Raw genomic sequence first — 22,277 nt, forward strand, 5'->3', positions numbered from 1 at the left:
TGCGTTTTTGATCGTTTCTCTACAAAGGGTGGGTCATTACTGTAGGAAAAGACCGGTACAGCAGTACAGTTTTTTATGGAATTGTCAGTTGCAGCAGCGAACTGACGAAACTGTGTTTGCATCAGCTGTTATTTGGATCAATTTACACCGTCAGCATGCGCCCGGTTTCTTCCAGGTTTATGTGCCAACTTAGGGCATCGCGCAGGATGTGCGGGGTGTGCCCGCCGACTGCACAAGCGGCGGTGAAGTAGTCATTCAAGGCTGGGCGATAGTCCGGATGAACACAGTTGTCGATGATGACGCGGGCGCGCTCACGTGGCGCCAGGCCACGCAGGTCGGCCAGGCCCATCTCGGTCACGAGAATGTCGACGTCATGTTCTGTGTGGTCGACATGGCTGACCATGGGGACCACGCTGGAAATCGCGCCGCTCTTGGCGATCGACTTGGTGACAAAGATCGCCAGGTGCGCATTGCGCGCGAAGTCGCCGGAGCCGCCGATGCCGTTCATCATCCGCGTGCCGCAGACGTGGGTGGAGTTGACGTTGCCGTACAGGTCGAATTCCAGCGCGGTGTTGATACCGATGATGCCCAGGCGCCGTACCACTTCAGGATGGTTCGAGATTTCCTGAGGGCGCAGCACCAGCTTGTCCTTATAGCGTTCCAGATTCCCGAATACATCGGCATTGCGCCGACTCGACAGGGTGATCGAGCTGCCCGAAGCAAAGCTCAGCTTGCCGGCGTCGATCAGATCGAAAGTCGAATCCTGCAGTACTTCGGAGTACATGGTCAGTTCTTCGAACGGCGAGTCGATCAAGCCGCACATCACCGAGTTGGCGATGCTGCCGATACCGGCTTGCAGCGGACCGAGCTTGTTGGTCATGCGCCCGGCTGCCACCTCTTGCTTGAAGAAATCGATCAGATGGTCAGCGATGGCCTGGGTGTCGCTGTCCGGCGGCAAGACAGTGGACGGCGAGTCGGACTGATGAGTGATCACGATCGCGACTATTTTTTCCGGCGGTATCGGGATGGCGGTGCTGCCGATGCGATCGTCGACCTTCACCAGCGGAATCGGCGTACGGGTCGGCCGGTAAGTGGGGATATAGATGTCGTGAAGGCCTTCAAGATTCGGGTTGTGTGCCAGATTGATCTCGACGATCACGTGCTTGGCGAAAATCGCGAAGCTGGCCGAGTTGCCCACCGAGGTGGTTGGCACGATGTGCCCCTGCTCGGTGATCGCCACGGCTTCGATCACTGCGATGTCCGGCAGTTTGAGTTGTTGGTTACGCAGTTGCTCTACGGTTTCCGACAGATGCTGGTCGATGAACATGACTTCGCCGGCATTGATCGCCTTGCGCAAGGTGCTGTCCACCTGGAAGGGCATGCGTCGCGACAGTACGCCGGCCTCCGTCAGTTGTTTGTCGAGGTCGTTGCCCAGGCTGGCGCCGGTCATCAGGGTGATTTTCAGCGGCGTGACCTTGGCGCGCTCGGCCAGTGCGTGAGGCACGGCCTTCGCTTCGCCGGCGCGGGTAAAGCCACTCATGCCGACGGTCATGCCATCCTGAATCAGAGCAGCAGCGTCAGCGGCGCTCATAACCTTGTCCAACAATGAAGGCAAGCGAATACGGTCACGGTACATGATTGTTTTCTCGGGCAACGGAAGCAAGGTGGACAGTCTAGTGAGTTTGATCGTTGCCCGTCCCGCGACCAAGGTCGCATTCGAGGTGTCTATTTTGGGCCTTTCAAGCAAAACACCGTTACAGGATCGGTAACAGCCACAAACAAAAACGCCCCGACGAGTCGGGGCGTTCAGGTTGCCGAAGGGTTTTAGTCGACGGCTTTAACCATGTCTTCGATGACTTTTTTGGCGTCGCCGAACACCATCATGGTCTTGTCCAGATAGAACAGTTCGTTGTCCAGACCGGCATAACCGCTGGCCATCGAGCGCTTGTTGACGATGATGGTCTTGGCTTTGAACGCCTCGAGGATCGGCATGCCGGCAATCGGCGATTTCGGGTCATTCTTGGCCGCCGGATTCACCACGTCGTTGGCGCCGAGCACCAGCACCACGTCGGCCTGACCGAACTCGGAGTTGATGTCTTCCATCTCGAATACCTGGTCGTAAGGCACCTCGGCCTCGGCCAGCAACACGTTCATGTGGCCAGGCATCCGACCGGCAACCGGGTGGATTGCGTACTTCACGGTCACGCCACGGTGGGTCAGCTTCTCGGTCAGCTCTTTCAATGCGTGCTGCGCGCGAGCTACCGCCAGGCCGTAGCCTGGAACGATGATCACGGTGTCGGCGTTGGTCAGCAGGAAGGTGGCGTCGTCCGCCGAGCCGGATTTCACCGGACGGGCTTCTTTCGAGCCAGCCGGGCCAGCGGCATCCGCGGTGTTGCCGAAACCGCCGAGCAGCACGTTGAAGAACGAACGGTTCATCGCCTTGCACATGATGTACGAGAGGATTGCACCGGACGAACCCACCAGCGAGCCGGCAATAATCAGCATCGAGTTGTTCAGCGAAAAGCCGATACCCGCTGCTGCCCAACCGGAATAGCTGTTGAGCATCGACACCACGACGGGCATGTCGGCGCCGCCGATCGGGATGATGATCAGCACGCCCATCACGAAGGCGAGGGCCAGCATCAGAGCAAACGCGCTGAGATTGCCGGTCAGCATGAAGGTGACACCCAGTGCCAGCGTCGCCAGACCCAGCAGCAGGTTCAGTTTGTGCTGGCCGCCGAACTGTACGGGTGCGCCCTGGAACAAGCGGAACTTGTACTTGCCCGACAGCTTGCCGAACGCGATCACCGAACCGGAGAAGGTAATGGCACCGATGGCGGCACCGAGGAACAGCTCCAGTCGGTTACCGGCAGGAATCGCATCGCCCAGTTGCTTGACGATACCCAGCGATTGCGGCTCGACCACGGCCGCGATGGCAATAAACACTGCGGCCATACCGATCATGCTGTGCATGAAGGCGACCAGTTCCGGCATCTTGGTCATTTCAACGCGTTTGGCCATGATCGAACCGGCGGTGCCGCCGACCAACAGACCCACAATGACGTAGCCGATGCCAGCGGTGGCCAGCTCAGCACCCAGTTTATAGATGAGGCCGACGGTGGTGAGGATCGCCAACGCCATGCCGAGCATGCCGTACACATTGCCGCGCCGCGACGTGGTCGGGTGCGACAGGCCTTTGAGGGCCTGGATGAAGCAGATCGACGCGATCAAGTAGAGCGTCGTGACGAGATTCATGCTCATTACTTGGACGCCTCTTCTTTTACCGCTTTCGGGGCTTTTTTCTTGAACATCTCAAGCATCCTGCGGGTGACCAGGAAGCCACCAAACACGTTCACTGCCGCCAGAGCCACCGCCAGGGTGCCCATGGTTTTGCCCAGAGGCGTTACGGTCAAAGCTGCGGCGAGCATGGCACCAACGATCACGATCGCCGAGATCGCGTTAGTTACTGCCATCAAAGGCGTGTGCAGTGCAGGTGTAACGTTCCAGACCACGTGATAACCGACATAAATCGCCAGCACGAAGATGATCAGGTTGTAGATACCGGGGGAGATAAGCTCTTCCATCGTCTGAATCCCTGCTTAGGCGTTTTTGCGGATGACTTGGCCGTCGCGGCACATCAGGCACGCGGCGACGATGTCGTCTTCGAGGTTCACTTCAAACTGGCCTTCTTTGTTGAAGACCAGTTTCAGGAAGTCCAGCAGGTTGCGCGCGTACAGTGCAGAAGCATCTGCCGCGACTGCGCTGGCCAGGTTGGTCGGACCGCAAATGGTCACGCCATTTTCGACGACCACCTGATCGGCCACTGTCAGCGGACAGTTGCCGCCCTGGGCAGCGGCGAGGTCGATGACCACTGAGCCGGGCTTCATCTGCGCCACGGTTTCTGCACTCAGCAGCGTCGGCGCCTTGCGGCCCGGAATCAGTGCGGTGGTAATGACGATGTCAGCCTGCTTGGCGCGTTCGTGCACGGCCAGGGCCTGACGCTGCATCCAACTGGCGGGCATTGGTCGCGCATAACCGCCAACACCGACGGCGCATTCGCGCTCTTCATCGGTTTCGTACGGCACGTCGACGAATTTCGCACCCAGGGATTCGATTTGTTCCTTTACTGCAGGGCGCACGTCAGACGCTTCGATCACCGCACCCAGACGTTTCGCGGTGGCGATCGCCTGCAAGCCGGCCACACCGGCACCGAGAATCAGCACGCGCGCCGCTTTCACGGTGCCCGCAGCGGTCATCAGCATCGGCATGAAGCGCGGATAGTAGTGAGCGGCCAGCAACACGGCTTTATAGCCGGCGATGTTCGCCTGGGAGGACAACACATCCAGGCTCTGGGCACGGGAGGTACGCGGCGCAGCTTCCAGCGCAAACGCGGTAATGCCGCACTCGGCCAGTTTGGCAATGGTTTCATTGCTGAACGGGTTGAGCATGCCCACCACTACGGTGCCGCTCTTGATCAGCGTCAGCTCACTGTCGCTGGGGGCAACCACCTTGAGAATCAGTTCGGCGCCAAACGCATCGTTGGCGCTGCCAATGGTTGCGCCTGCCACTTCATAAGCACTGTCGACAACGCTGGCATTAGTGCCGGCGCCGCTTTGCACAGTGACTTTATGGCCCTGGCTGATCAGCTTCTTGATGGTTTCCGGGGTTGCAGCAACCCGTGTTTCACCCGTCTGGGTTTCGAGAGGAACACCAATGTGCACGTCAAATCTCCTGCGTGATCTTGTTGAGTAAACCCAGGCACTTCGGATGGTGCGACTGGGGCGGCCGATCAGCACGATCCCGCCAAATCAGGGCGGGGCGCGGCATTTTGCAGGCGAACTTTGTGCCCTTCAAGGGATTATGATGGGTGACGGAAAATTAACTACAAGTCACCCCGTGACCGAATGTCGCACCAGTCGGTTAAATCCCTTGCAGACCGTGGCTTGTAAGGATTTCGTAAAAAATTCAAGAATTTGCACATCGGCACGGTGAATAAGGTGTCATTGCTTGCCAATAGAGGCTCAAGGCCACGTATTTAGGGCTTTGTGGGACGTTTGTTCGGTTCCTCGGTACAGTCTGCCAATATGCGACAAATACGTATATCTGTAGTGCTTTCACTTTGTTGACTACGGGGTCAGCTAATTGGTTTGAGCCGTTATCCTTCTAGGTTGTAGCTTTGTGCTTGAATTACCAGCCAATCGCGAAATGCCTTTAAAGAGGCTGATTCGATCTTTCGCTCAGGAATCATCAGGTAGTAGGCCTTGATGCTCGATAGTGCCTGGGTGTTGGCAATCACCAGGCGTTTCTCTGCCAATTCGCGCTGAATCAGGAACGGTGGGATCAGCGCGATCCCCATATCGTGCATCGCAGCCTGAGCAAGCATGGAGAATAGCTCGTAACGCGGCCCTGTCATGTCTCGCGCAATATTCAGGTTTTGGAAGTTGAACCACTGGCGCCAGGCATAAGGGCGTGTGGTCTGTTGCAGCAGGGGCAGTTCGGCGATTTCACCGGGGCTGAGGTTCGTTTTTTTACCCAATAACGTTGGGCTGCACACCGGCATCGGATTTTCGCCCATTAGCCGGTGGGATTCGGTACCTGGCCAGTCGGCGTCGCCGAAATAGATCGCGGCATCGAAGTCGGTATCGGCAAACAGGAAGGGGCGCGTACGGTTGGTGAGGTTGACCGTCACTTCCGGGTGTTTGTTCTGAAAGTCCCTGAGTCGCGGCAGTAGCCATTGAGTGCCGAAGGTCGGAACCACCGCCAGTTCGATCATGTTGGCGCCTTGCTGGCCCATCACTGACAAGGTGTCGCGTTCAACTGCGTCGAGCTGGGTGGCCACCCGGCGGCTGTAGGAGAGCCCGGCCTCCGTCAGCTTTACTCCGCGCCGCGAGCGTCGGAACAGTTCGACGCTGAGGAATTCCTCAAGGCTGGCGATCTGTCGGCAAATCGCTCCCTGTGTGAGGGAAAGTTCCTGGGCGGCCTTGGTAAAGCTCTCATGGCGCGCTGCCGCTTCAAAGCTGATCAGGGCCGTTGTACTGGGAATCTTCCTACGCATGTACATCAACCTCACTAATACATCGCGGCAAGGTCGGTTTGCGATGTTTCGGAGTGAGAAATTAGCACAACAGTATGCAAAATCCTCGTTTGCCGTTACATCGAGCCGGGCCTAGGATCAATCCACGTTATTTGACCCGAATCGAGAGGACTCACTCATGGGCGGTAAAGCTAGCTTCAACTGGATCGATCCCCTGCTGCTGGATCAACAGCTCACTGAAGAAGAACGCATGATCCGCGATACCGCCGAGCAATTTTCTCAGCAGAAGCTCGCACCGCGTGTTCTTGAAGCTTTCCGTCATGAGAAGACCGACCCGGCGATATTCCGCGAGATGGGTGAAGTGGGTCTGTTGGGGGCAACCATTCCTGAGCAATACGGTGGCAGCGGCCTGAACTATGTCAGCTACGGTCTGATTGCCCGTGAGGTCGAGCGTGTCGACTCCGGCTATCGCTCGATGATGAGCGTGCAGTCCTCGCTGGTCATGGTGCCGATCAACGAATTCGGTACCGAAGCACAGAAGCAGAAATACCTGCCGAAGCTGGCTTCGGGTGAATGGATCGGTTGTTTCGGTCTGACCGAGCCCGACCACGGTTCCGACCCGGGCGCGATGATTACTCGTGCACGCAAAGTGGAAGGCGGCTACAGCCTCACCGGCAGCAAAATGTGGATCACCAACAGCCCGATCGCCGATGTGTTCGTGGTTTGGGGTAAGGACGACGCGGGCGATATTCGTGGTTTTGTTCTGGAGAAGGGCTGGAAAGGCCTTAGCGCTCCGGCGATTCACGGCAAGGTTGGCCTGCGTGCATCCATCACCGGCGAGATCGTCATGGACAACGTGTTTGTCCCTGAAGAGAACATCTTCCCGGATGTCCGGGGCTTGAAAGGTCCTTTTACCTGCCTTAACTCGGCGCGTTACGGCATTTCCTGGGGCGCACTGGGCGCTGCCGAGTTCTGCTGGCACACCGCTCGTCAGTACACCCTGGATCGTAAGCAGTTTGGGCGTCCATTGGCGGCCACGCAGTTGATCCAGAAGAAGCTGGCCGACATGCAGACCGAAATCACTCTGGCGCTGCAAGGCTGTTTGCGTCTGGGTCGTATGAAAGATGAAGGTACTGCTGCGGTCGAAATCACTTCGATGATGAAGCGCAATTCCTGTGGCAAATCCCTTGATATCGCCCGCATGGCGCGCGACATGCTGGGTGGTAACGGTATCTCCGATGAGTTCGGTGTCGCTCGCCACTTGGTCAACCTGGAAGTGGTGAATACCTATGAAGGTACGCATGACGTCCACGCGCTGATCCTCGGTCGCGCGCAGACCGGCATCCAGGCGTTCTATTAATAGGAGAACGGTCATGGGCGCGCTTTCGCATCTACGGGTACTGGATTTATCGCGGGTGCTTGCCGGGCCTTGGGCCGGGCAGATCCTGGCGGACCTTGGCGCCGAAGTCATCAAGGTCGAGCGCCCGGGCAATGGCGATGACACGCGCGCCTGGGGGCCTCCGTTCCTTAAAGATGCCTATGGCGAGAACACCAGCGAGGCGGCCTATTACTTGTCCGCCAACCGCAACAAGCAATCAGTGACCATCGACTTCACACGGCCAGAAGGACAGCAGCTCGTTCGAGAGCTGGCGGCGAAGTCGGACATCCTCATCGAAAACTTCAAGGTCGGTGGCCTGGCGGCTTATGGGCTGGACTATGAGTCGCTCAAGGTGATTAATCCGAAGCTGATCTATTGCTCGATCACTGGATTTGGCCAGACCGGTCCATATGCCAAGCGTGCGGGTTATGACTTCATGATCCAGGGCCTGGGTGGCCTGATGAGTCTGACTGGTCGTCCGGAGGGGGATGAGGGCGCTGGCCCGGTGAAAGTCGGGGTGGCGTTGACGGACATTTTGACTGGCCTTTATTCGACGGTAGCGATCCTGGCGGCCCTGGCTCATCGGGATCATGTAGGTGGCGGTCAGCATATTGATATGGCATTGCTGGATGTTCAGGTGGCTTGTCTGGCCAATCAGGCGATGAACTACCTGACTACAGGCAATGCGCCCAAGCGCTTGGGCAACGCTCATCCGAATATCGTGCCTTATCAGGACTTTCCTACGGCAGATGGCGACTTCATCCTCACGGTGGGTAACGACGGGCAGTTCCGCAAGTTTGCGGAAGTGGCTGGTCAGCCGCAGTGGGCGGATGATCCGCGTTTTGCGACCAACAAGTTAAGGGTGGCAAATCGAGCAGAGCTTATTCCGCTGATCCGCCAGGCAACCGTGTTCAAGACTACTGCTGAGTGGGTGGCGCAGCTGGAGCACGCAGGGGTGCCGTGCGGGCCGATCAATGATCTGGCTCAGGTGTTTGCCGATCCTCAGGTTCAGGCGCGTGGGTTGGCTATTGAGCTGCCCCATGCTTTGGCCGGGATGGTGCCGCAGGTTGCGAGCCCGATACGTCTGTCCGAGACCCCGGTGGAGTACCGTAGTGCGCCTCCTTTATTGGGCGAGCACACGCTGGAGGTTCTGCAGCGGGTGTTGGGTCTGGATGCCGGCGTCGTTGCTGCGTTCAAGGAGTCTGGAGTGCTCTGAGGATTCCTTCTATATAGAGGAGTAGTTTTGCTCTCCTATATAGAAGGGAAAAGCGCTGTTTTTCGGCTTTTCGCAAGTTATGGATAGAAAAGCAAAATTAGGGGTTGACGGCAGATTCTGGAAGTCTATAATTCGCCCCACTTCCGGCGCAGTCGAAACGGAAAACTCCTTGGTAAACAAAGAGTTACGCAGTTTTCGACAGCGGTTACGCTTCAGTTCATCGAAGCCAGAAGGAGTTGAAAGGGCAGTGTTGTTTGGCTCTTTTAACGGTTCGATCTTCTCGGTCGAAAGCGGAGAAAAAGAGGTGTTGACAGCAGCGAGTAACGCTGTAGAATTCGCCTCCCGCTAACGAGAGATCGGAAGCGCAAGTGGTTGAAGTTGTTAAGGATTTCCAAGCGAAACTTTGAAAACTTCTGAAAATAACCGCTTGACAGTAACAGAGGCTGCTGTAGAATGCGCGCCTCGGTTGAGACGAAAGATCTTAACCAACCGCTCTTTAACAACTGAATCAAGCAATTCGTGTGGGTGCTTGTGGAGTCAGACTGATAGTCAACAAGATTATCAGCATCACAAGTTACTCCGCGAGAAATCAAAGATGTAACCAACGATTGCTGAGCCAAGTTTAGGGTTTTCTCAAAACCCAAAGATGTTTGAACTGAAGAGTTTGATCATGGCTCAGATTGAACGCTGGCGGCAGGCCTAACACATGCAAGTCGAGCGGCAGCACGGGTACTTGTACCTGGTGGCGAGCGGCGGACGGGTGAGTAATGCCTAGGAATCTGCCTGGTAGTGGGGGATAACGCTCGGAAACGGACGCTAATACCGCATACGTCCTACGGGAGAAAGCAGGGGACCTTCGGGCCTTGCGCTATCAGATGAGCCTAGGTCGGATTAGCTAGTTGGTGAGGTAATGGCTCACCAAGGCGACGATCCGTAACTGGTCTGAGAGGATGATCAGTCACACTGGAACTGAGACACGGTCCAGACTCCTACGGGAGGCAGCAGTGGGGAATATTGGACAATGGGCGAAAGCCTGATCCAGCCATGCCGCGTGTGTGAAGAAGGTCTTCGGATTGTAAAGCACTTTAAGTTGGGAGGAAGGGCAGTTACCTAATACGTATCTGTTTTGACGTTACCGACAGAATAAGCACCGGCTAACTCTGTGCCAGCAGCCGCGGTAATACAGAGGGTGCAAGCGTTAATCGGAATTACTGGGCGTAAAGCGCGCGTAGGTGGTTCGTTAAGTTGGATGTGAAATCCCCGGGCTCAACCTGGGAACTGCATTCAAAACTGTCGAGCTAGAGTATGGTAGAGGGTGGTGGAATTTCCTGTGTAGCGGTGAAATGCGTAGATATAGGAAGGAACACCAGTGGCGAAGGCGACCACCTGGACTGATACTGACACTGAGGTGCGAAAGCGTGGGGAGCAAACAGGATTAGATACCCTGGTAGTCCACGCCGTAAACGATGTCAACTAGCCGTTGGGAGCCTTGAGCTCTTAGTGGCGCAGCTAACGCATTAAGTTGACCGCCTGGGGAGTACGGCCGCAAGGTTAAAACTCAAATGAATTGACGGGGGCCCGCACAAGCGGTGGAGCATGTGGTTTAATTCGAAGCAACGCGAAGAACCTTACCAGGCCTTGACATCCAATGAACTTTCCAGAGATGGATTGGTGCCTTCGGGAACATTGAGACAGGTGCTGCATGGCTGTCGTCAGCTCGTGTCGTGAGATGTTGGGTTAAGTCCCGTAACGAGCGCAACCCTTGTCCTTAGTTACCAGCACGTAATGGTGGGCACTCTAAGGAGACTGCCGGTGACAAACCGGAGGAAGGTGGGGATGACGTCAAGTCATCATGGCCCTTACGGCCTGGGCTACACACGTGCTACAATGGTCGGTACAGAGGGTTGCCAAGCCGCGAGGTGGAGCTAATCCCAGAAAACCGATCGTAGTCCGGATCGCAGTCTGCAACTCGACTGCGTGAAGTCGGAATCGCTAGTAATCGCGAATCAGAATGTCGCGGTGAATACGTTCCCGGGCCTTGTACACACCGCCCGTCACACCATGGGAGTGGGTTGCACCAGAAGTAGCTAGTCTAACCTTCGGGAGGACGGTTACCACGGTGTGATTCATGACTGGGGTGAAGTCGTAACAAGGTAGCCGTAGGGGAACCTGCGGCTGGATCACCTCCTTAATCGACGACATCAGCTGCTCCATAAGTTCCCACACGAATTGCTTGATTCATTGAAGAAGACGATAAGAAGCAGCCCGAAATTGGGTCTGTAGCTCAGTTGGTTAGAGCGCACCCCTGATAAGGGTGAGGTCGGCAGTTCGAATCTGCCCAGACCCACCAATTTTGTGTGGGAAACGCCTGTAGAAATACGGGGCCATAGCTCAGCTGGGAGAGCGCCTGCCTTGCACGCAGGAGGTCAACGGTTCGATCCCGTTTGGCTCCACCACTAACTGCTTCTGTTGTTGAAAGCTTAGAAATGAGCATTCCATTGTGATGATGGTGAATGTTGATTTCTAGTCTTTTGCTAGATCGTTCTTTAAAAATTTGGGTATGTGATAGAAAGATAGACTGAACGCCACTTTCACTGGTGGTGGATCAGGCTAAGGTAAAATTTGTGAGTTTAATCGCGAATTTTCGGCGAATGTCGTCTTCACAGTATAACCAGATTGCTTGGGGTTATATGGTCAAGTGAAGAAGCGCATACGGTGGATGCCTTGGCAGTCAGAGGCGATGAAAGACGTGGTAGCCTGCGAAAAGCTTCGGGGAGTCGGCAAACAGACTTTGATCCGGAGATGTCTGAATGGGGGAACCCACCTAACATAAGTTAGGTATCTTAAGCTGAATACATAGGCTTAAGAAGCGAACCAGGGGAACTGAAACATCTAAGTACCCTGAGGAAAAGAAATCAACCGAGATTCCCTTAGTAGTGGCGAGCGAACGGGGACTAGCCCTTAAGTGGCTTTGAGATTAGCGGAACGCTCTGGAAAGTGCGGCCATAGTGGGTGATAGCCCTGTACGCGAAAATCTCTTGGTCATGAAATCGAGTAGGACGGAGCACGAGAAACTTTGTCTGAATATGGGGGGACCATCCTCCAAGGCTAAATACTACTGACTGACCGATAGTGAACTAGTACCGTGAGGGAAAGGCGAAAAGAACCCCGGAGAGGGGAGTGAAATAGATCCTGAAACCGTATGCGTACAAGCAGTGGGAGCCCACTTTGTTGGGTGACTGCGTACCTTTTGTATAATGGGTCAGCGACTTATTTTCAGTGGCGAGCTTAACCGAATAGGGGAGGCGTAGCGAAAGCGAGTCTTAATAGGGCGTCTAGTCGCTGGGAATAGACCCGAAACCGGGCGATCTATCCATGGGCAGGTTGAAGGTTGGGTAACACTAACTGGAGGACCGAACCGACTACCGTTGAAAAGTTAGCGGATGACCTGTGGATCGGAGTGAAAGGCTAATCAAGCTCGGAGATAGCTGGTTCTCCTCGAAAGCTATTTAGGTAGCGCCTCATGTATCACTGTAGGGGGTAGAGCACTGTTTCGGCTAGGGGGTCATCCCGACTTACCAAACCGATGCAAACTCCGAATACCTACAAGTGCCGAGCATGGGAGACACACGGCGGGTGCTAACGTCCGTCGTGAAAAGGGAAACAACCCAGACCGTCAGCTAAGGTCCCAAAGTTATGGTTAAGTGGGAAACGATGTGGGAAGGCTTAGACAGCTAGGAGGTTGGCTTAGAAGCAGCCACCCTTTAAAGAAAGCGTAATAGCTCACTAGTCGAGTCGGCCTGCGCGGAAGATGTAACGGGGCTCAAACCATACACCGAAGCTACGGGTATCACTTAGGTGATGCGGTAGAGGAGCGTTCTGTAAGCCTGTGAAGGTGAGTTGAGAAGCTTGCTGGAGGTATCAGAAGTGCGAATGCTGACATGAGTAACGACAATGGGTGTGAAAAACACCCACGCCGAAAGACCAAGGTTTCCTGCGCAACGTTAATCGACGCAGGGTTAGTCGGTCCCTAAGGCGAGGCTGAAAAGCGTAGTCGATGGAAAACAGGTTAATATTCCTGTACTTCTGGTTATTGCGATGGAGGGACGGAGAAGGCTAGGCCAGCTTGGCGTTGGTTGTCCAAGTTTAAGGTGGTAGGCTGGAATCTTAGGTAAATCCGGGATTTCAAGGCCGAGAGCTGATGACGAGTGTTCTTTTAGAACACGAAGTGGTTGATGCCATGCTTCCAAGAAAAGCTTCTAAGCTTCAGGTAACCAGGAACCGTACCCCAAACCGACACAGGTGGTTGGGTAGAGAATACCAAGGCGCTTGAGAGAACTCGGGTGAAGGAACTAGGCAAAATGGCACCGTAACTTCGGGAGAAGGTGCGCCGGTGAGGGTGAAGGACTTGCTCCGTAAGCTCATGCCGGTCGAAGATACCAGGCCGCTGCGACTGTTTATTAAAAACACAGCACTCTGCAAACACGAAAGTGGACGTATAGGGTGTGACGCCTGCCCGGTGCCGGAAGGTTAATTGATGGGGTTAGCTAACGCGAAGCTCTTGATCGAAGCCCCGGTAAACGGCGGCCGTAACTATAACGGTCCTAAGGTAGCGAAATTCCTTGTCGGGTAAGTTCCGACCTGCACGAATGGCGTAACGATGGCGGCGCTGTCTCCACCCGAGACTCAGTGAAATTGAAATCGCTGTGAAGATGCAGTGTATCCGCGGCTAGACGGAAAGACCCCGTGAACCTTTACTATAGCTTTGCACTGGACTTTGAATTTGCTTGTGTAGGATAGGTGGGAGGCTTTGAAGCGTGGACGCCAGTTCGCGTGGAGCCAACCTTGAAATACCACCCTGGCAACTTTGAGGTTCTAACTCAGGTCCGTTATCCGGATCGAGGACAGTGTATGGTGGGTAGTTTGACTGGGGCGGTCTCCTCCTAAAGAGTAACGGAGGAGTACGAAGGTGCGCTCAGACCGGTCGGAAATCGGTCGTAGAGTATAAAGGCAAAAGCGCGCTTGACTGCGAGACAGACACGTCGAGCAGGTACGAAAGTAGGTCTTAGTGATCCGGTGGTTCTGTATGGAAGGGCCATCGCTCAACGGATAAAAGGTACTCCGGGGATAACAGGCTGATACCGCCCAAGAGTTCATATCGACGGCGGTGTTTGGCACCTCGATGTCGGCTCATCACATCCTGGGGCTGAAGCCGGTCCCAAGGGTATGGCTGTTCGCCATTTAAAGTGGTACGCGAGCTGGGTTTAGAACGTCGTGAGACAGTTCGGTCCCTATCTGCCGTGGACGTTTGAGATTTGAGAGGGGCTGCTCCTAGTACGAGAGGACCGGAGTGGACGAACCTCTGGTGTTCCGGTTGTCACGCCAGTGGCATTGCCGGGTAGCTATGTTCGGAATAGATAACCGCTGAAAGCATCTAAGCGGGAAACTAGCCTCAAGATGAGATCTCACTGGGACCTTGAGTCCCCTGAAGGGCCGTCGAAGACTACGACGTTGATAGGTTGGGTGTGTAAGCGCTGTGAGGCGTTGAGCTAACCAATACTAATTGCCCGTGAGGCTTGACCATATAACACCCAAGCAATTTGTTGACCCGAACGGGCACCAGATTGCGGTGTGTGAAGACGAAACGAACCGAAAGTTTGTGACACTCACGAAACACCAAATCTATCGCATACCCATTCGCTGGAGCGTGATCTCGCAAGAGAAAACGAGCTGGCTACCGAATTTCTTGACGACCATAGAGCATTGGAACCACCTGATCCCATCCCGAACTCAGCAGTGAAACGATGCATCGCCGATGGTAGTGTGGGGTTTCCCCATGTGAGAGTAGGTCATCGTCAAGATTAAATTCCGAAACCCCTATCTGCGTATGCAGGTAGGGGTTTTGTTTTAGTAGAAGTCACCGATTTTGCTGGCACGTTACCGCTGTAACGGGCTGGTCACAGAATTTCTTGACGACCATAGAGCATTGGAACCACCTGATCCCATCCCGAACTCAGCAGTGAAACGATGCATCGCCGATGGTAGTGTGGGGTTTCCCCATGTGAGAGTAGGTCATCGTCAAGATTGAATTCCGAAACCCCTGTCTGCTTATGCAGACAGGGGTTTTGTCTTTCTGGGCTTATGGAAACTTCAATTCGGAACGGGTCAGCTCCAGTTCTTGCGTGTCTGGCTACTCCTTCGGGCCAGCAACTTGCGCCACCAGATATAGATTCCCGTCACCGACAATACAGCAATCAAAACCCCTAACACCGCGATCATGACTTGTCCGGTGAACCCAGTGATCCGCCCTCCGTGTCTTGGTAATTGCAGCCGATAAAAGCGCTCCCCCAAGGTGCCTTGGCCTGCGATTTCCTGTCCCAACAAACGCCCGTCCGTGCCGTGGAAGAACAGCCAGGACTTTCCATGGGCCTTGGTATAATGTTGTCCAAACCCCGCCCCATAAAAGTTGTACTCAAAGCTGTAATACAGCTCTCCGATCGCAGCTGTCAGTCCCAGTCTTTGCCCTTCCTGCAACGCACGTTCATAAGCCTGTTGATAACTCAGCCGCGTAACGCCTAATTCCTCGGCAGGCATGCGCCCGCGGAACTCATAGACGCTCGGTTCAATCGGCGAAAACAATGAAACGGCAGGTTTGAAGACCTCGCTCGGCAGGTTCATGGCGACACTGCTGACAGCGATCGGCAACAGCAATAACCACAGCCACAAACCACCCGCCCGATGCAGGTCAAAATTCAGCCGGCAGGCATGTCCGCCTTTGATCTTCCAGGCCGTCGACCACTTCTTCCAGAACGGTTTCCCTCGTGGAAGCGTTAGCCAAAGTGCAATGACACAATCGACAACCCAAGCGATTGCGACCAGTCCCATTAACAACAATCCCCAGTTATCCGGCAGGACCAGGTTGTAGTGAAATTCAAGAATGAACGGGATGAAGTTCTCACGCTGAAAACAGCACTCCCCCCAGAACCGCTGCCCCATCTGCTCGCCATTGACCGGATCCAGATAGAACACCTGATTGGGTTCGGCAAAAGGTTTCCGGTCGCAGGGTCGTTGCGCGCTACCGCAGCCAGCAACGCGGTATGACCCGGTTCTGACGGGTACTCCATGTACCAGACTTGCAGTTTCGGATGTTCCGTTTGCAGCGAGACGACAAAGCCACAGCCCCTGGATTCAGGTGCTGGCTTTGTCGTATTAACGGGTGATTAGAACTGGTAGCTCACCGTGGCGGCGACGTTGCGTTCTTCGCCCAGGTAGCAGAAGTTCAGGCTGGCACAGGACGCCACGTAGGACTCGTTGGTCAGGTTGTTCGCATTCAGACGCACGTCCACGCCTTTCAAGCCCACCTTCCCCAGGTCATAGCCGACAGACGCATCGAACAGTGTGTAGGACGGCACCTTCAGGGTGTTTTCCGCGTCGGCCCAGCTGTAGCCTACATAACGCATGCCGCCGCCCAGACGCAGACCGTCAAGCGCTGCGCTGTCGAACGTGTAGTCCGCCCATACCGAGGCCATATGGCGTGGCGCCTGAGTCGGCGAGTTGCCCTTGTTCTCGATCACGTCGGTTGCGGTGCTCAATGTACTGATCATCGACTTCGAATACTCGATGTCGGTGAAGGTGTAGCTGCCGAGGACTTTCAGGTTGTCGGTCAGCTGCATGTGCGCTTCCAGTTCCAGACCTTGGGAGCGGACGGCGCCTACAGCACGATAGAAGTTTTCCTGCGGCAATTTGGTGGCCAGGTTTTCCTGATCGATACGGAACAGCGACGCCGTGAATAGGTTGTCAGTGCCCGGTGGCTGGTACTTCAGGCCCACTTCCCATTGGGTGCCATCGGTGGGAGCCAGAGGATTGCCGGCGCTGTCCGCGTAGGAGTTCGGGTTGAACGACTCGGAGTAGCTGATGTACGGCGCGATACCGTTATCGAACAGGTACAACGCCCCGGCTCGCCCTGTCAGCTTGGTGCGTTTGTCACTGATTTCCGTGCCCACGGGGCGTCCAGCTTCAGCCAGCCGATTTTCATCGGAGGTTTCGACCCAGTCCTGACGCACACCCAGGGAGAAGCGCCACTTATCCATCTCGATCAAGTCTTGCAGGTAGACGCCGGTCTGTTCCAGGCGACGCAGATAGCTGATCGGGCTGTAGAAGTCGATGGCCGAATTGCCGTACACCGGATTGAACCCATCGATCGGCGCAAGACCGCCGCTGGTCCAGTCGACCACCGTCTTGCGTCGTTGGTAGTTCGCGCCCATCAGCACGGTGTGCTTGGTTGCGCCGGTGAAGAACTCGGCTTGCAGCATGTTATCGACGATAAACGCGTGGAGCTTTTCGTCGCCGCCGGTGTAATAGCGGTTCAATTCGTTACTGGTGGGCGTGGTCCAGCCATAGGCGTAAACCTGATCGATCTTCACCTTGGAGTCGAGATAACGAAAGTTCTGCCGCGCGGTGAAGACGTCGTTGAAGCGGTGTTCGAACTGATAACCGAAGGACTGCTGGTCACGCTGGAAACCATCAATGCCCGGCTCGCCTTCGAAGAAGTTTGGAGAGATCCGATTGCCGTTGCGCTGATGGATCGTGCCATCGGCCGGGACGCCGCCGTGATAGCCGCCGTCAGGGTCGTGTTGCAGATAGGCTTGCAGGGTCAGCGAGGTATCTTCGGTGAAATCGATGCTCACCGTCGGCGCCAAGGCGAAGCGCTTTTCCTTGTTGTGATCGAACTGTGTGTCGGACTGATCCGACAACCCTGTCAGGCGATAGGCAATACGCTTGTCATCATCCACCGGCCCGCTGAAGTCAAAACCCATGCCGCGCTGGCCTTGGGTGCCCACCGTGGCCTGGACCTGGTGATAGGGCTCATACAACGGTTTCTTGCTGGTCAATGCCACCAGCCCGCCCGGTGAGCTGCGACCGTAGAGCACCGACGACGGCCCTTTGAGAATATCGACCCGTTCGAGGAAATACGGGTCCACCTGCATGGTGCTATAGGTGCCGCTGTCACCCATGGACTTTAGGCCGTCGAGGTAGATGTTATCCACCGAGCCGTCGTTGAAACCGCGCATTGCCACGTAGTCATAACGGTGGGTCGCGCCATAAGGATTGGTCAGCACGCCCGGTGTGTAGCGCATCGTCTGGGAGACGGTTTGCGAGCCCTGGTCGTCCATTTGCTCGCGGGTTACCACGGACACGCTTTGCGTGGTTTCCAGTAGCGCGGTACTGGTCTTGGTGGCGATCTGGCTGTGAGTCGCGTTGTAGCCATCCATGCTGCCCAGCGCATTACCCAGGGCGAAGCCTTTGATGTCGGTGGTGGGCAGTGCCAGGGCTTCGGTTTCAGCGACGGGCCGCAGCACATAGCTGCTGCCATCCTGACTGACGGCAACAAGCCCCGTGCCATTGAGCAAATGACTCAACGCCTGATCCGCTGAATAGTCGCCCTGTAATCCCGGCGACTGAAGTCCCTGAGTCTGAGCCGGAGTCGTCGACAGGGTGATCCCTGCCTGACGCGCGAATTGGTTGAGCACATCGCTCAAGGGGCCAGCGGCAATATTGTAGCGGTGGCTACTGGTCTCGCTGCCCTGTGCTGCAACGCCAAGTGTGGGCACCAGGCCGACACCCAAGGCGGTCGAGAACAGTGCCGCGCGGATGGCATGGCGCAAGACGCCTGATTCTGCGGCAAAATGGAGAGGACTCTTACTGATGGCGCGCACAGTCATTGTAGGTTTCCGTAGGAAGTCGCTGAAGGCAGAGTTGAAGTGCTTACTGACTAAGCCGGACTGGTTCGGAAAACCCGCCAAAAATAATTTAGGCCTGTCGCTCCAGCGTCACCCACCAGCGAGTGCGGTAGCGCAGTTGCACCGGCAGGGTTTGCGGCAGGATGGCCAGCAGCCTGTCGGTGTCTTCGAGACGGAAAACCCCGGACAGGCGCAAGTTGGCAATGTCCGCCGCGCAGCTCAGATACCCGGGCCGGTAACGCCCGACTTCATTAATGAAATCCCCGAGGCGCATGTTGCGAGTGACGATCAGGCCGTCGACCCAGGCGCCGGCATCCATGTCCTGGGGCGGTGCCAGCTGCGCTCGACTGCGATCGATCAGATAGCTCTGCCCGGCCTGTACCTGAATCGGCAGTCCGTCGGCAGCCCGTGGCGACTGGATCGCGATCATGCCGCTGGTGACGCTGAGCCGTGTGCAGTCGGCGTCCTGACGAACGATGAAGCGCGCGGCCACCCCTTCGAACACGCCGTGGCGGCTTTGTACCCGCAACGGTTGATCAAACGAAGAGCCCTCGTTCGCCCCGCCGCACGTCACGATGATCTCGCCGCGAGTCAGTTTGATCAGACGCTGCTGCGCGGTGTAGTCCAGATCCACCGCACTGGCGGTGTTGAGCTCCAGGCGTGTGCCATCCGGCAATTGGAAACCACGTCGCTCGCCTGTCGCGGTGGCGAAGTCGGCGGTCCACTGTTGCCAGCCGATCGTATCCTTGCCCAGCCACGCCGCCGAACCCATCAGCAACGCACCCGACAGCAGCTTCAATGCCTGGCGCCGTCCGAGTCCCTGTGCGCTGTTTTCCAAGGTATTGAAGGCGACTTGAGCGCCGGGTACCGCACGCAGATTGCTGCTCAACTCGGCTTGCAGGGACTGCACCCGTTGCCAGGCCAGTTCGTGTTCATAGTGTTCCGCGCGCCAGACGTCGCATTGCTGGCGCAGTCTGGAATTGGTCGCGTTGCTACGCAGGCGCAGCAGCCAGTGGATGGCTTGTTTGACCACCTGCTGTTGGGGCTCGCTGCGATGGTTCAGCGCTGAGTTATCCACAGGCATCACGCTTCATACCGCAACACGTAGCAGTGATACAGCGCGTCGGCCACATAACGCTCCACCGAACGCAGGGACAATCCCATATGTTCGGCGATCTGCTTGTGGGTAAGTCCTTCGCATTGGGCCAGCAGAAACGCCTGACGCACTTTTGGCTTCAGACCCTCAAGCATGCGGGCGATGCTTTCCAGCAATTCGAGCACCAATGCCCGCGCCTCGGCGCTCGGGGTTTCGGCCTCGGGCAAATGGGCGATGGTTTCCAGGTACGCGCGCTCGATTTCCTCGCGACGCCAATGGTCGATCACCAGACCGCGGGCGATGGTTCGCAGAAAAGCGCGTGGAGCCTTGAGTTCCAGGCGTTCGGTTCTTTGCAGCAGACGGACAAAGGTGTCCTGGGCCAGATCTGCCGCATCGGCCGCATTGCCCAATCGAGCGCGCAGCCACGTGTTGAGCCACCCGTGATGGCTGCTGTAAAGCGCCTGTACTGCAAACTCAGGTGAGGACATGAACGCGACAGCCCGAACATCACAAATGATAATTAGTCGCATTGTCATCAAGGGTCGAAAGATTTGCAACTGCCGTTCATGCACCATTGATAAACAAGGCTGCGCGGGCGCTCTAAGACGCCGTTCGGCGGGTAACTGACAGGTTTCGTACAAACCCCCTAAGTTTTCTCCCACTCGTGCCGACAGACTGATGAGACATGCGTGCACCAAAGTAGAGCGGCCCCAGAATGCCGTCTGCGCTGTTACATGGAATGTTGCAACCCGGAACGCATCCCCCCTTTTGCATAAGAAGTGCCATGAAATGAATCTCAAGTTCAGCCATAAAATCCTGCTGGCCGCTTCAGGCGTCGTGGTGCTGGCTTTTGCGTTGTTCACTTTGTACAACGACTATCTGCAGCGAAACACCATTCGGCAAAACCTCGAATCCTCTGTTGAACAAGCCGGCGATCTGACCGCCAGCAGCGTGCAGAACTGGATGAGCGGCCGCGTGCTGATCCTGGAAAACCTCGCGCAGAACGTCGCTCATCAAGGCGTCAATGCCGATTTGCCGGGGCTGGTCGATCAACCCGCCCTCACCTCGAACTTCCAGTTCACCTACGTCGGGCAGGCCAATGGTGTGTTCACCCAGCGCCCTGACGCGAAGATGCCGGACGGCTACGATCCGCGTCAGCGCCCCTGGTACAAGCAAGCTGTGGTCGCCGACAAGACCATGCTGACTCCGCCTTACATGGCCGCGGTCGGTGGGCTGGTGGTGACCATCGCCATGCCGGTGAAAAAGAAAGGCGAACTGCTGGGTGTCGTCGGCGGCGACCTGAGTCTGGAAACCCTGGTGAAGATCATCAACTCGGTGGACTTCGGTGGCATCGGTCACGCGTTCCTCGTTAGCGCCGACGGTCAAGTGATCGTCAGTCCGGACAAGGATCAGGTGATGAAGAACCTGAAAGACATCTATCCGGGTTCCAGCGTCCGTATCGGGAAAGGCATTCAGGAAGTAGAACTGAACAAGCAGGACCGCATTCTCTCGTTCACGCCGGTGAGTGGTTTGCCGAATGCCGAGTGGTACATCGGTCTGTCGATCGACAAGGCCAAGGCCTACGCACCACTGAGCCAGTTCCGCACCTCGGCACTGATTGCGATGTTCGTCGCCGTGACCGCCATTGCGGTGCTGCTGAGTCTGCTGATTAATGTGCTGATGCGTCCGCTGACCACGATGGGCCGTGCGATGCAGGACATCGCTCAGGGCGAGGGCGACCTGACCCGTCGTCTGGTTGTAGAAGGCAAAGATGAGTTCGGCGAGTTGGGCGGTTCCTTCAACCAGTTTGTGGAGCGGATTCACGCGTCGATTTCCGAAGTGTCCTCGGCGACCCGTCAGGTTCATGACCTGTCGCAACGGGTGATGGCATCGTCCAACGCTTCGATCATCGGCTCCGACGAACAAAGCGCCCGCACCAACAGCGTGGCCGCGGCGATCAACCAATTGGGCGCCGCCACTCAGGAAATCGCCCGCAACGCCGCCGATGCTTCGCAACACGCCAGCGGCGCGAGCGAGCAGGCCGATGACGGTCGTCAGGTGGTGGAAAAAACCATCTTGGCCATGACCGAGCTGTCGCAAAAAATCAGCTTGTCCTGCACGCAGATCGAAACCCTGAACGCGAGCACCGACAACATCGGTCATATTCTCGATGTGATCAAAGGCATCTCCCAGCAGACCAATTTGCTGGCGCTCAACGCGGCCATCGAAGCGGCCCGTGCCGGTGAGGCCGGTCGTGGTTTTGCGGTGGTGGCGGACGAGGTGCGTAACCTGGCTCATCGCACCCAGGAGTCGGCGGAAGAAATCCACAAGATGATCAGTTCGCTGCAGATCGGTTCTCGCGAAGCGGTGACCACCATGAACGCCAGTCAGGTGTCCAGCGAACAGAGCGTCGAAGTGGCGAACCAGGCCGGCCTGCGACTGGTCAGCGTGACCCAGCGCATCGGCGAAATCGACGGCATGAACCAATCGGTGGCCGCGGCGACCGAAGAACAAACTGCCGTGGTGGAAACCCTCAACGTCGACGTCAATCAGATCAACCTGCTGAACCAGCAGAGCGTGGCCAACCTCAATGAAACGTTGAAGGATTGCGATGCGCTGTCCCAGCAGGCCAATCGGTTGAAGCAGTTGGTGGATAGCTTCAAAATCTGATTGAGGTCAGTTTTACCGCGTTATCGTTCAATCGCGAGCAGGCTCGCTCCCACATGGGATTTTCAGTGATCACAACATTTGTGAACGACTGAGAACCCTGTGGGAGCGAGCCTGCTCGCGATAGCGGTGCATCAGTCACCGCC

Annotated in this window: 11 protein-coding genes, 2 tRNA genes, 4 rRNA genes and 1 pseudogene; 9 read left to right on the top strand and 9 right to left on the bottom strand. The window is 56.3% G+C overall.

What is annotated here, in order from left to right; genetic code table 11:
* Nucleotides 1–142: 142 nt before the first annotated feature.
* From scpC to ACA044_RS00565, 5 genes are all read right to left on the bottom strand, one after another.
* Nucleotides 143–1,636, bottom strand: a complete 1,494-nt coding sequence (gene scpC / locus ACA044_RS00545; RefSeq protein ID WP_497444699.1) for a succinyl-CoA:acetate CoA-transferase ScpC — start codon at nucleotides 1,634–1,636, stop codon at nucleotides 143–145.
* A 188-nt stretch (nucleotides 1,637–1,824) separates the two neighbouring features.
* Nucleotides 1,825–3,261: an NAD(P)(+) transhydrogenase (Re/Si-specific) subunit beta gene (locus tag ACA044_RS00550; RefSeq protein ID WP_497444700.1), complete on the bottom strand. Its 1,437-nt coding sequence runs from the start codon at nucleotides 3,259–3,261 to the stop codon at nucleotides 1,825–1,827.
* On the bottom strand, nucleotides 3,261–3,584 hold the full coding sequence (locus ACA044_RS00555; protein WP_017335806.1) for an NAD(P) transhydrogenase subunit alpha part 2: 324 nt from the start codon (nucleotides 3,582–3,584) through the stop codon (nucleotides 3,261–3,263). Before ACA044_RS00555 ends, ACA044_RS00550 begins: the two co-directional genes overlap by 1 nt.
* 15 nt (nucleotides 3,585–3,599) lie before the next feature.
* Nucleotides 3,600–4,721: a Re/Si-specific NAD(P)(+) transhydrogenase subunit alpha gene (locus ACA044_RS00560; RefSeq protein WP_497444701.1), complete on the bottom strand. Its 1,122-nt coding sequence runs from the start codon at nucleotides 4,719–4,721 to the stop codon at nucleotides 3,600–3,602.
* 434 nt (nucleotides 4,722–5,155) lie between these two features.
* Nucleotides 5,156–6,055, bottom strand: a complete 900-nt coding sequence (locus ACA044_RS00565) for a LysR family transcriptional regulator (protein ID WP_497444702.1) — start codon at nucleotides 6,053–6,055, stop codon at nucleotides 5,156–5,158.
* Nucleotides 6,056–6,212: 157 nt separating this feature from the next.
* On the opposite strand from ACA044_RS00565, the gene ACA044_RS00570 reads away from it, so the two are divergent.
* From ACA044_RS00570 to rrf (ACA044_RS00605), 8 genes are all read left to right on the top strand, one after another.
* On the top strand, nucleotides 6,213–7,394 hold the full coding sequence (locus ACA044_RS00570) for an acyl-CoA dehydrogenase (RefSeq protein WP_497444703.1): 1,182 nt from the start codon (nucleotides 6,213–6,215) through the stop codon (nucleotides 7,392–7,394).
* Nucleotides 7,395–7,407: 13 nt separating this feature from the next.
* Complete coding sequence (locus tag ACA044_RS00575; protein WP_497444704.1) at nucleotides 7,408–8,628, top strand: CaiB/BaiF CoA transferase family protein; 1,221 nt, start codon at nucleotides 7,408–7,410, stop codon at nucleotides 8,626–8,628.
* A gap of 652 nt (nucleotides 8,629–9,280) precedes the next feature.
* Nucleotides 9,281–10,819, top strand: a 16S ribosomal RNA gene (locus ACA044_RS00580).
* An 82-nt stretch (nucleotides 10,820–10,901) separates the two neighbouring features.
* Nucleotides 10,902–10,978: transfer RNA gene (locus ACA044_RS00585), tRNA-Ile, on the top strand.
* A 30-nt stretch (nucleotides 10,979–11,008) separates the two neighbouring features.
* Nucleotides 11,009–11,084: transfer RNA gene (locus ACA044_RS00590), tRNA-Ala, on the top strand.
* 236 nt (nucleotides 11,085–11,320) lie between these two features.
* Nucleotides 11,321–14,212: ribosomal RNA gene (locus ACA044_RS00595) — 23S ribosomal RNA — on the top strand.
* A 161-nt stretch (nucleotides 14,213–14,373) separates the two neighbouring features.
* Nucleotides 14,374–14,489, top strand: a 5S ribosomal RNA gene (gene rrf / locus ACA044_RS00600).
* A 107-nt stretch (nucleotides 14,490–14,596) separates the two neighbouring features.
* Nucleotides 14,597–14,712: ribosomal RNA gene (gene rrf / locus ACA044_RS00605) — 5S ribosomal RNA — on the top strand.
* Together the 16S, 23S and 5S rRNA genes with 2 tRNA genes alongside form the textbook arrangement of a ribosomal RNA operon.
* A gap of 81 nt (nucleotides 14,713–14,793) precedes the next feature.
* On the opposite strand, the pseudogene ACA044_RS00610 reads toward rrf (ACA044_RS00605), so the two are convergent.
* From ACA044_RS00610 to ACA044_RS00625, 4 genes and pseudogenes are all read right to left on the bottom strand, one after another.
* A pseudogene (locus tag ACA044_RS00610) lies at nucleotides 14,794–15,797 on the bottom strand (PepSY-associated TM helix domain-containing protein); the annotation flags it as partial.
* A 51-nt stretch (nucleotides 15,798–15,848) separates the two neighbouring features.
* The gene (locus tag ACA044_RS00615; RefSeq protein WP_497444705.1) at nucleotides 15,849–18,350 is read right to left on the bottom strand and encodes a TonB-dependent siderophore receptor; all 2,502 of its coding nucleotides are present in this window, start codon (nucleotides 18,348–18,350) and stop codon (nucleotides 15,849–15,851) included.
* An 88-nt stretch (nucleotides 18,351–18,438) separates the two neighbouring features.
* On the bottom strand, nucleotides 18,439–19,452 hold the full coding sequence (locus ACA044_RS00620) for a FecR domain-containing protein (protein ID WP_497444706.1): 1,014 nt from the start codon (nucleotides 19,450–19,452) through the stop codon (nucleotides 18,439–18,441).
* Nucleotides 19,452–19,952 carry a sigma-70 family RNA polymerase sigma factor gene (locus ACA044_RS00625; RefSeq protein WP_008005709.1) on the bottom strand — a complete coding sequence of 167 codons (501 nt, stop codon included), beginning with the start codon at nucleotides 19,950–19,952 and terminating at the stop codon, nucleotides 19,452–19,454. The genes ACA044_RS00620 and ACA044_RS00625 overlap by 1 nt, the downstream gene beginning before the upstream one ends.
* A gap of 301 nt (nucleotides 19,953–20,253) precedes the next feature.
* On the opposite strand from ACA044_RS00625, the gene ACA044_RS00630 reads away from it, so the two are divergent.
* Nucleotides 20,254–22,134 carry a methyl-accepting chemotaxis protein gene (locus ACA044_RS00630; RefSeq protein ID WP_497444707.1) on the top strand — a complete coding sequence of 627 codons (1,881 nt, stop codon included), beginning with the start codon at nucleotides 20,254–20,256 and terminating at the stop codon, nucleotides 22,132–22,134.
* Nucleotides 22,135–22,277 lie beyond the last annotated feature (143 nt).

The sequence above is a fragment of the Pseudomonas sp. LBUM1673 genome, assembly GCF_059695645.1.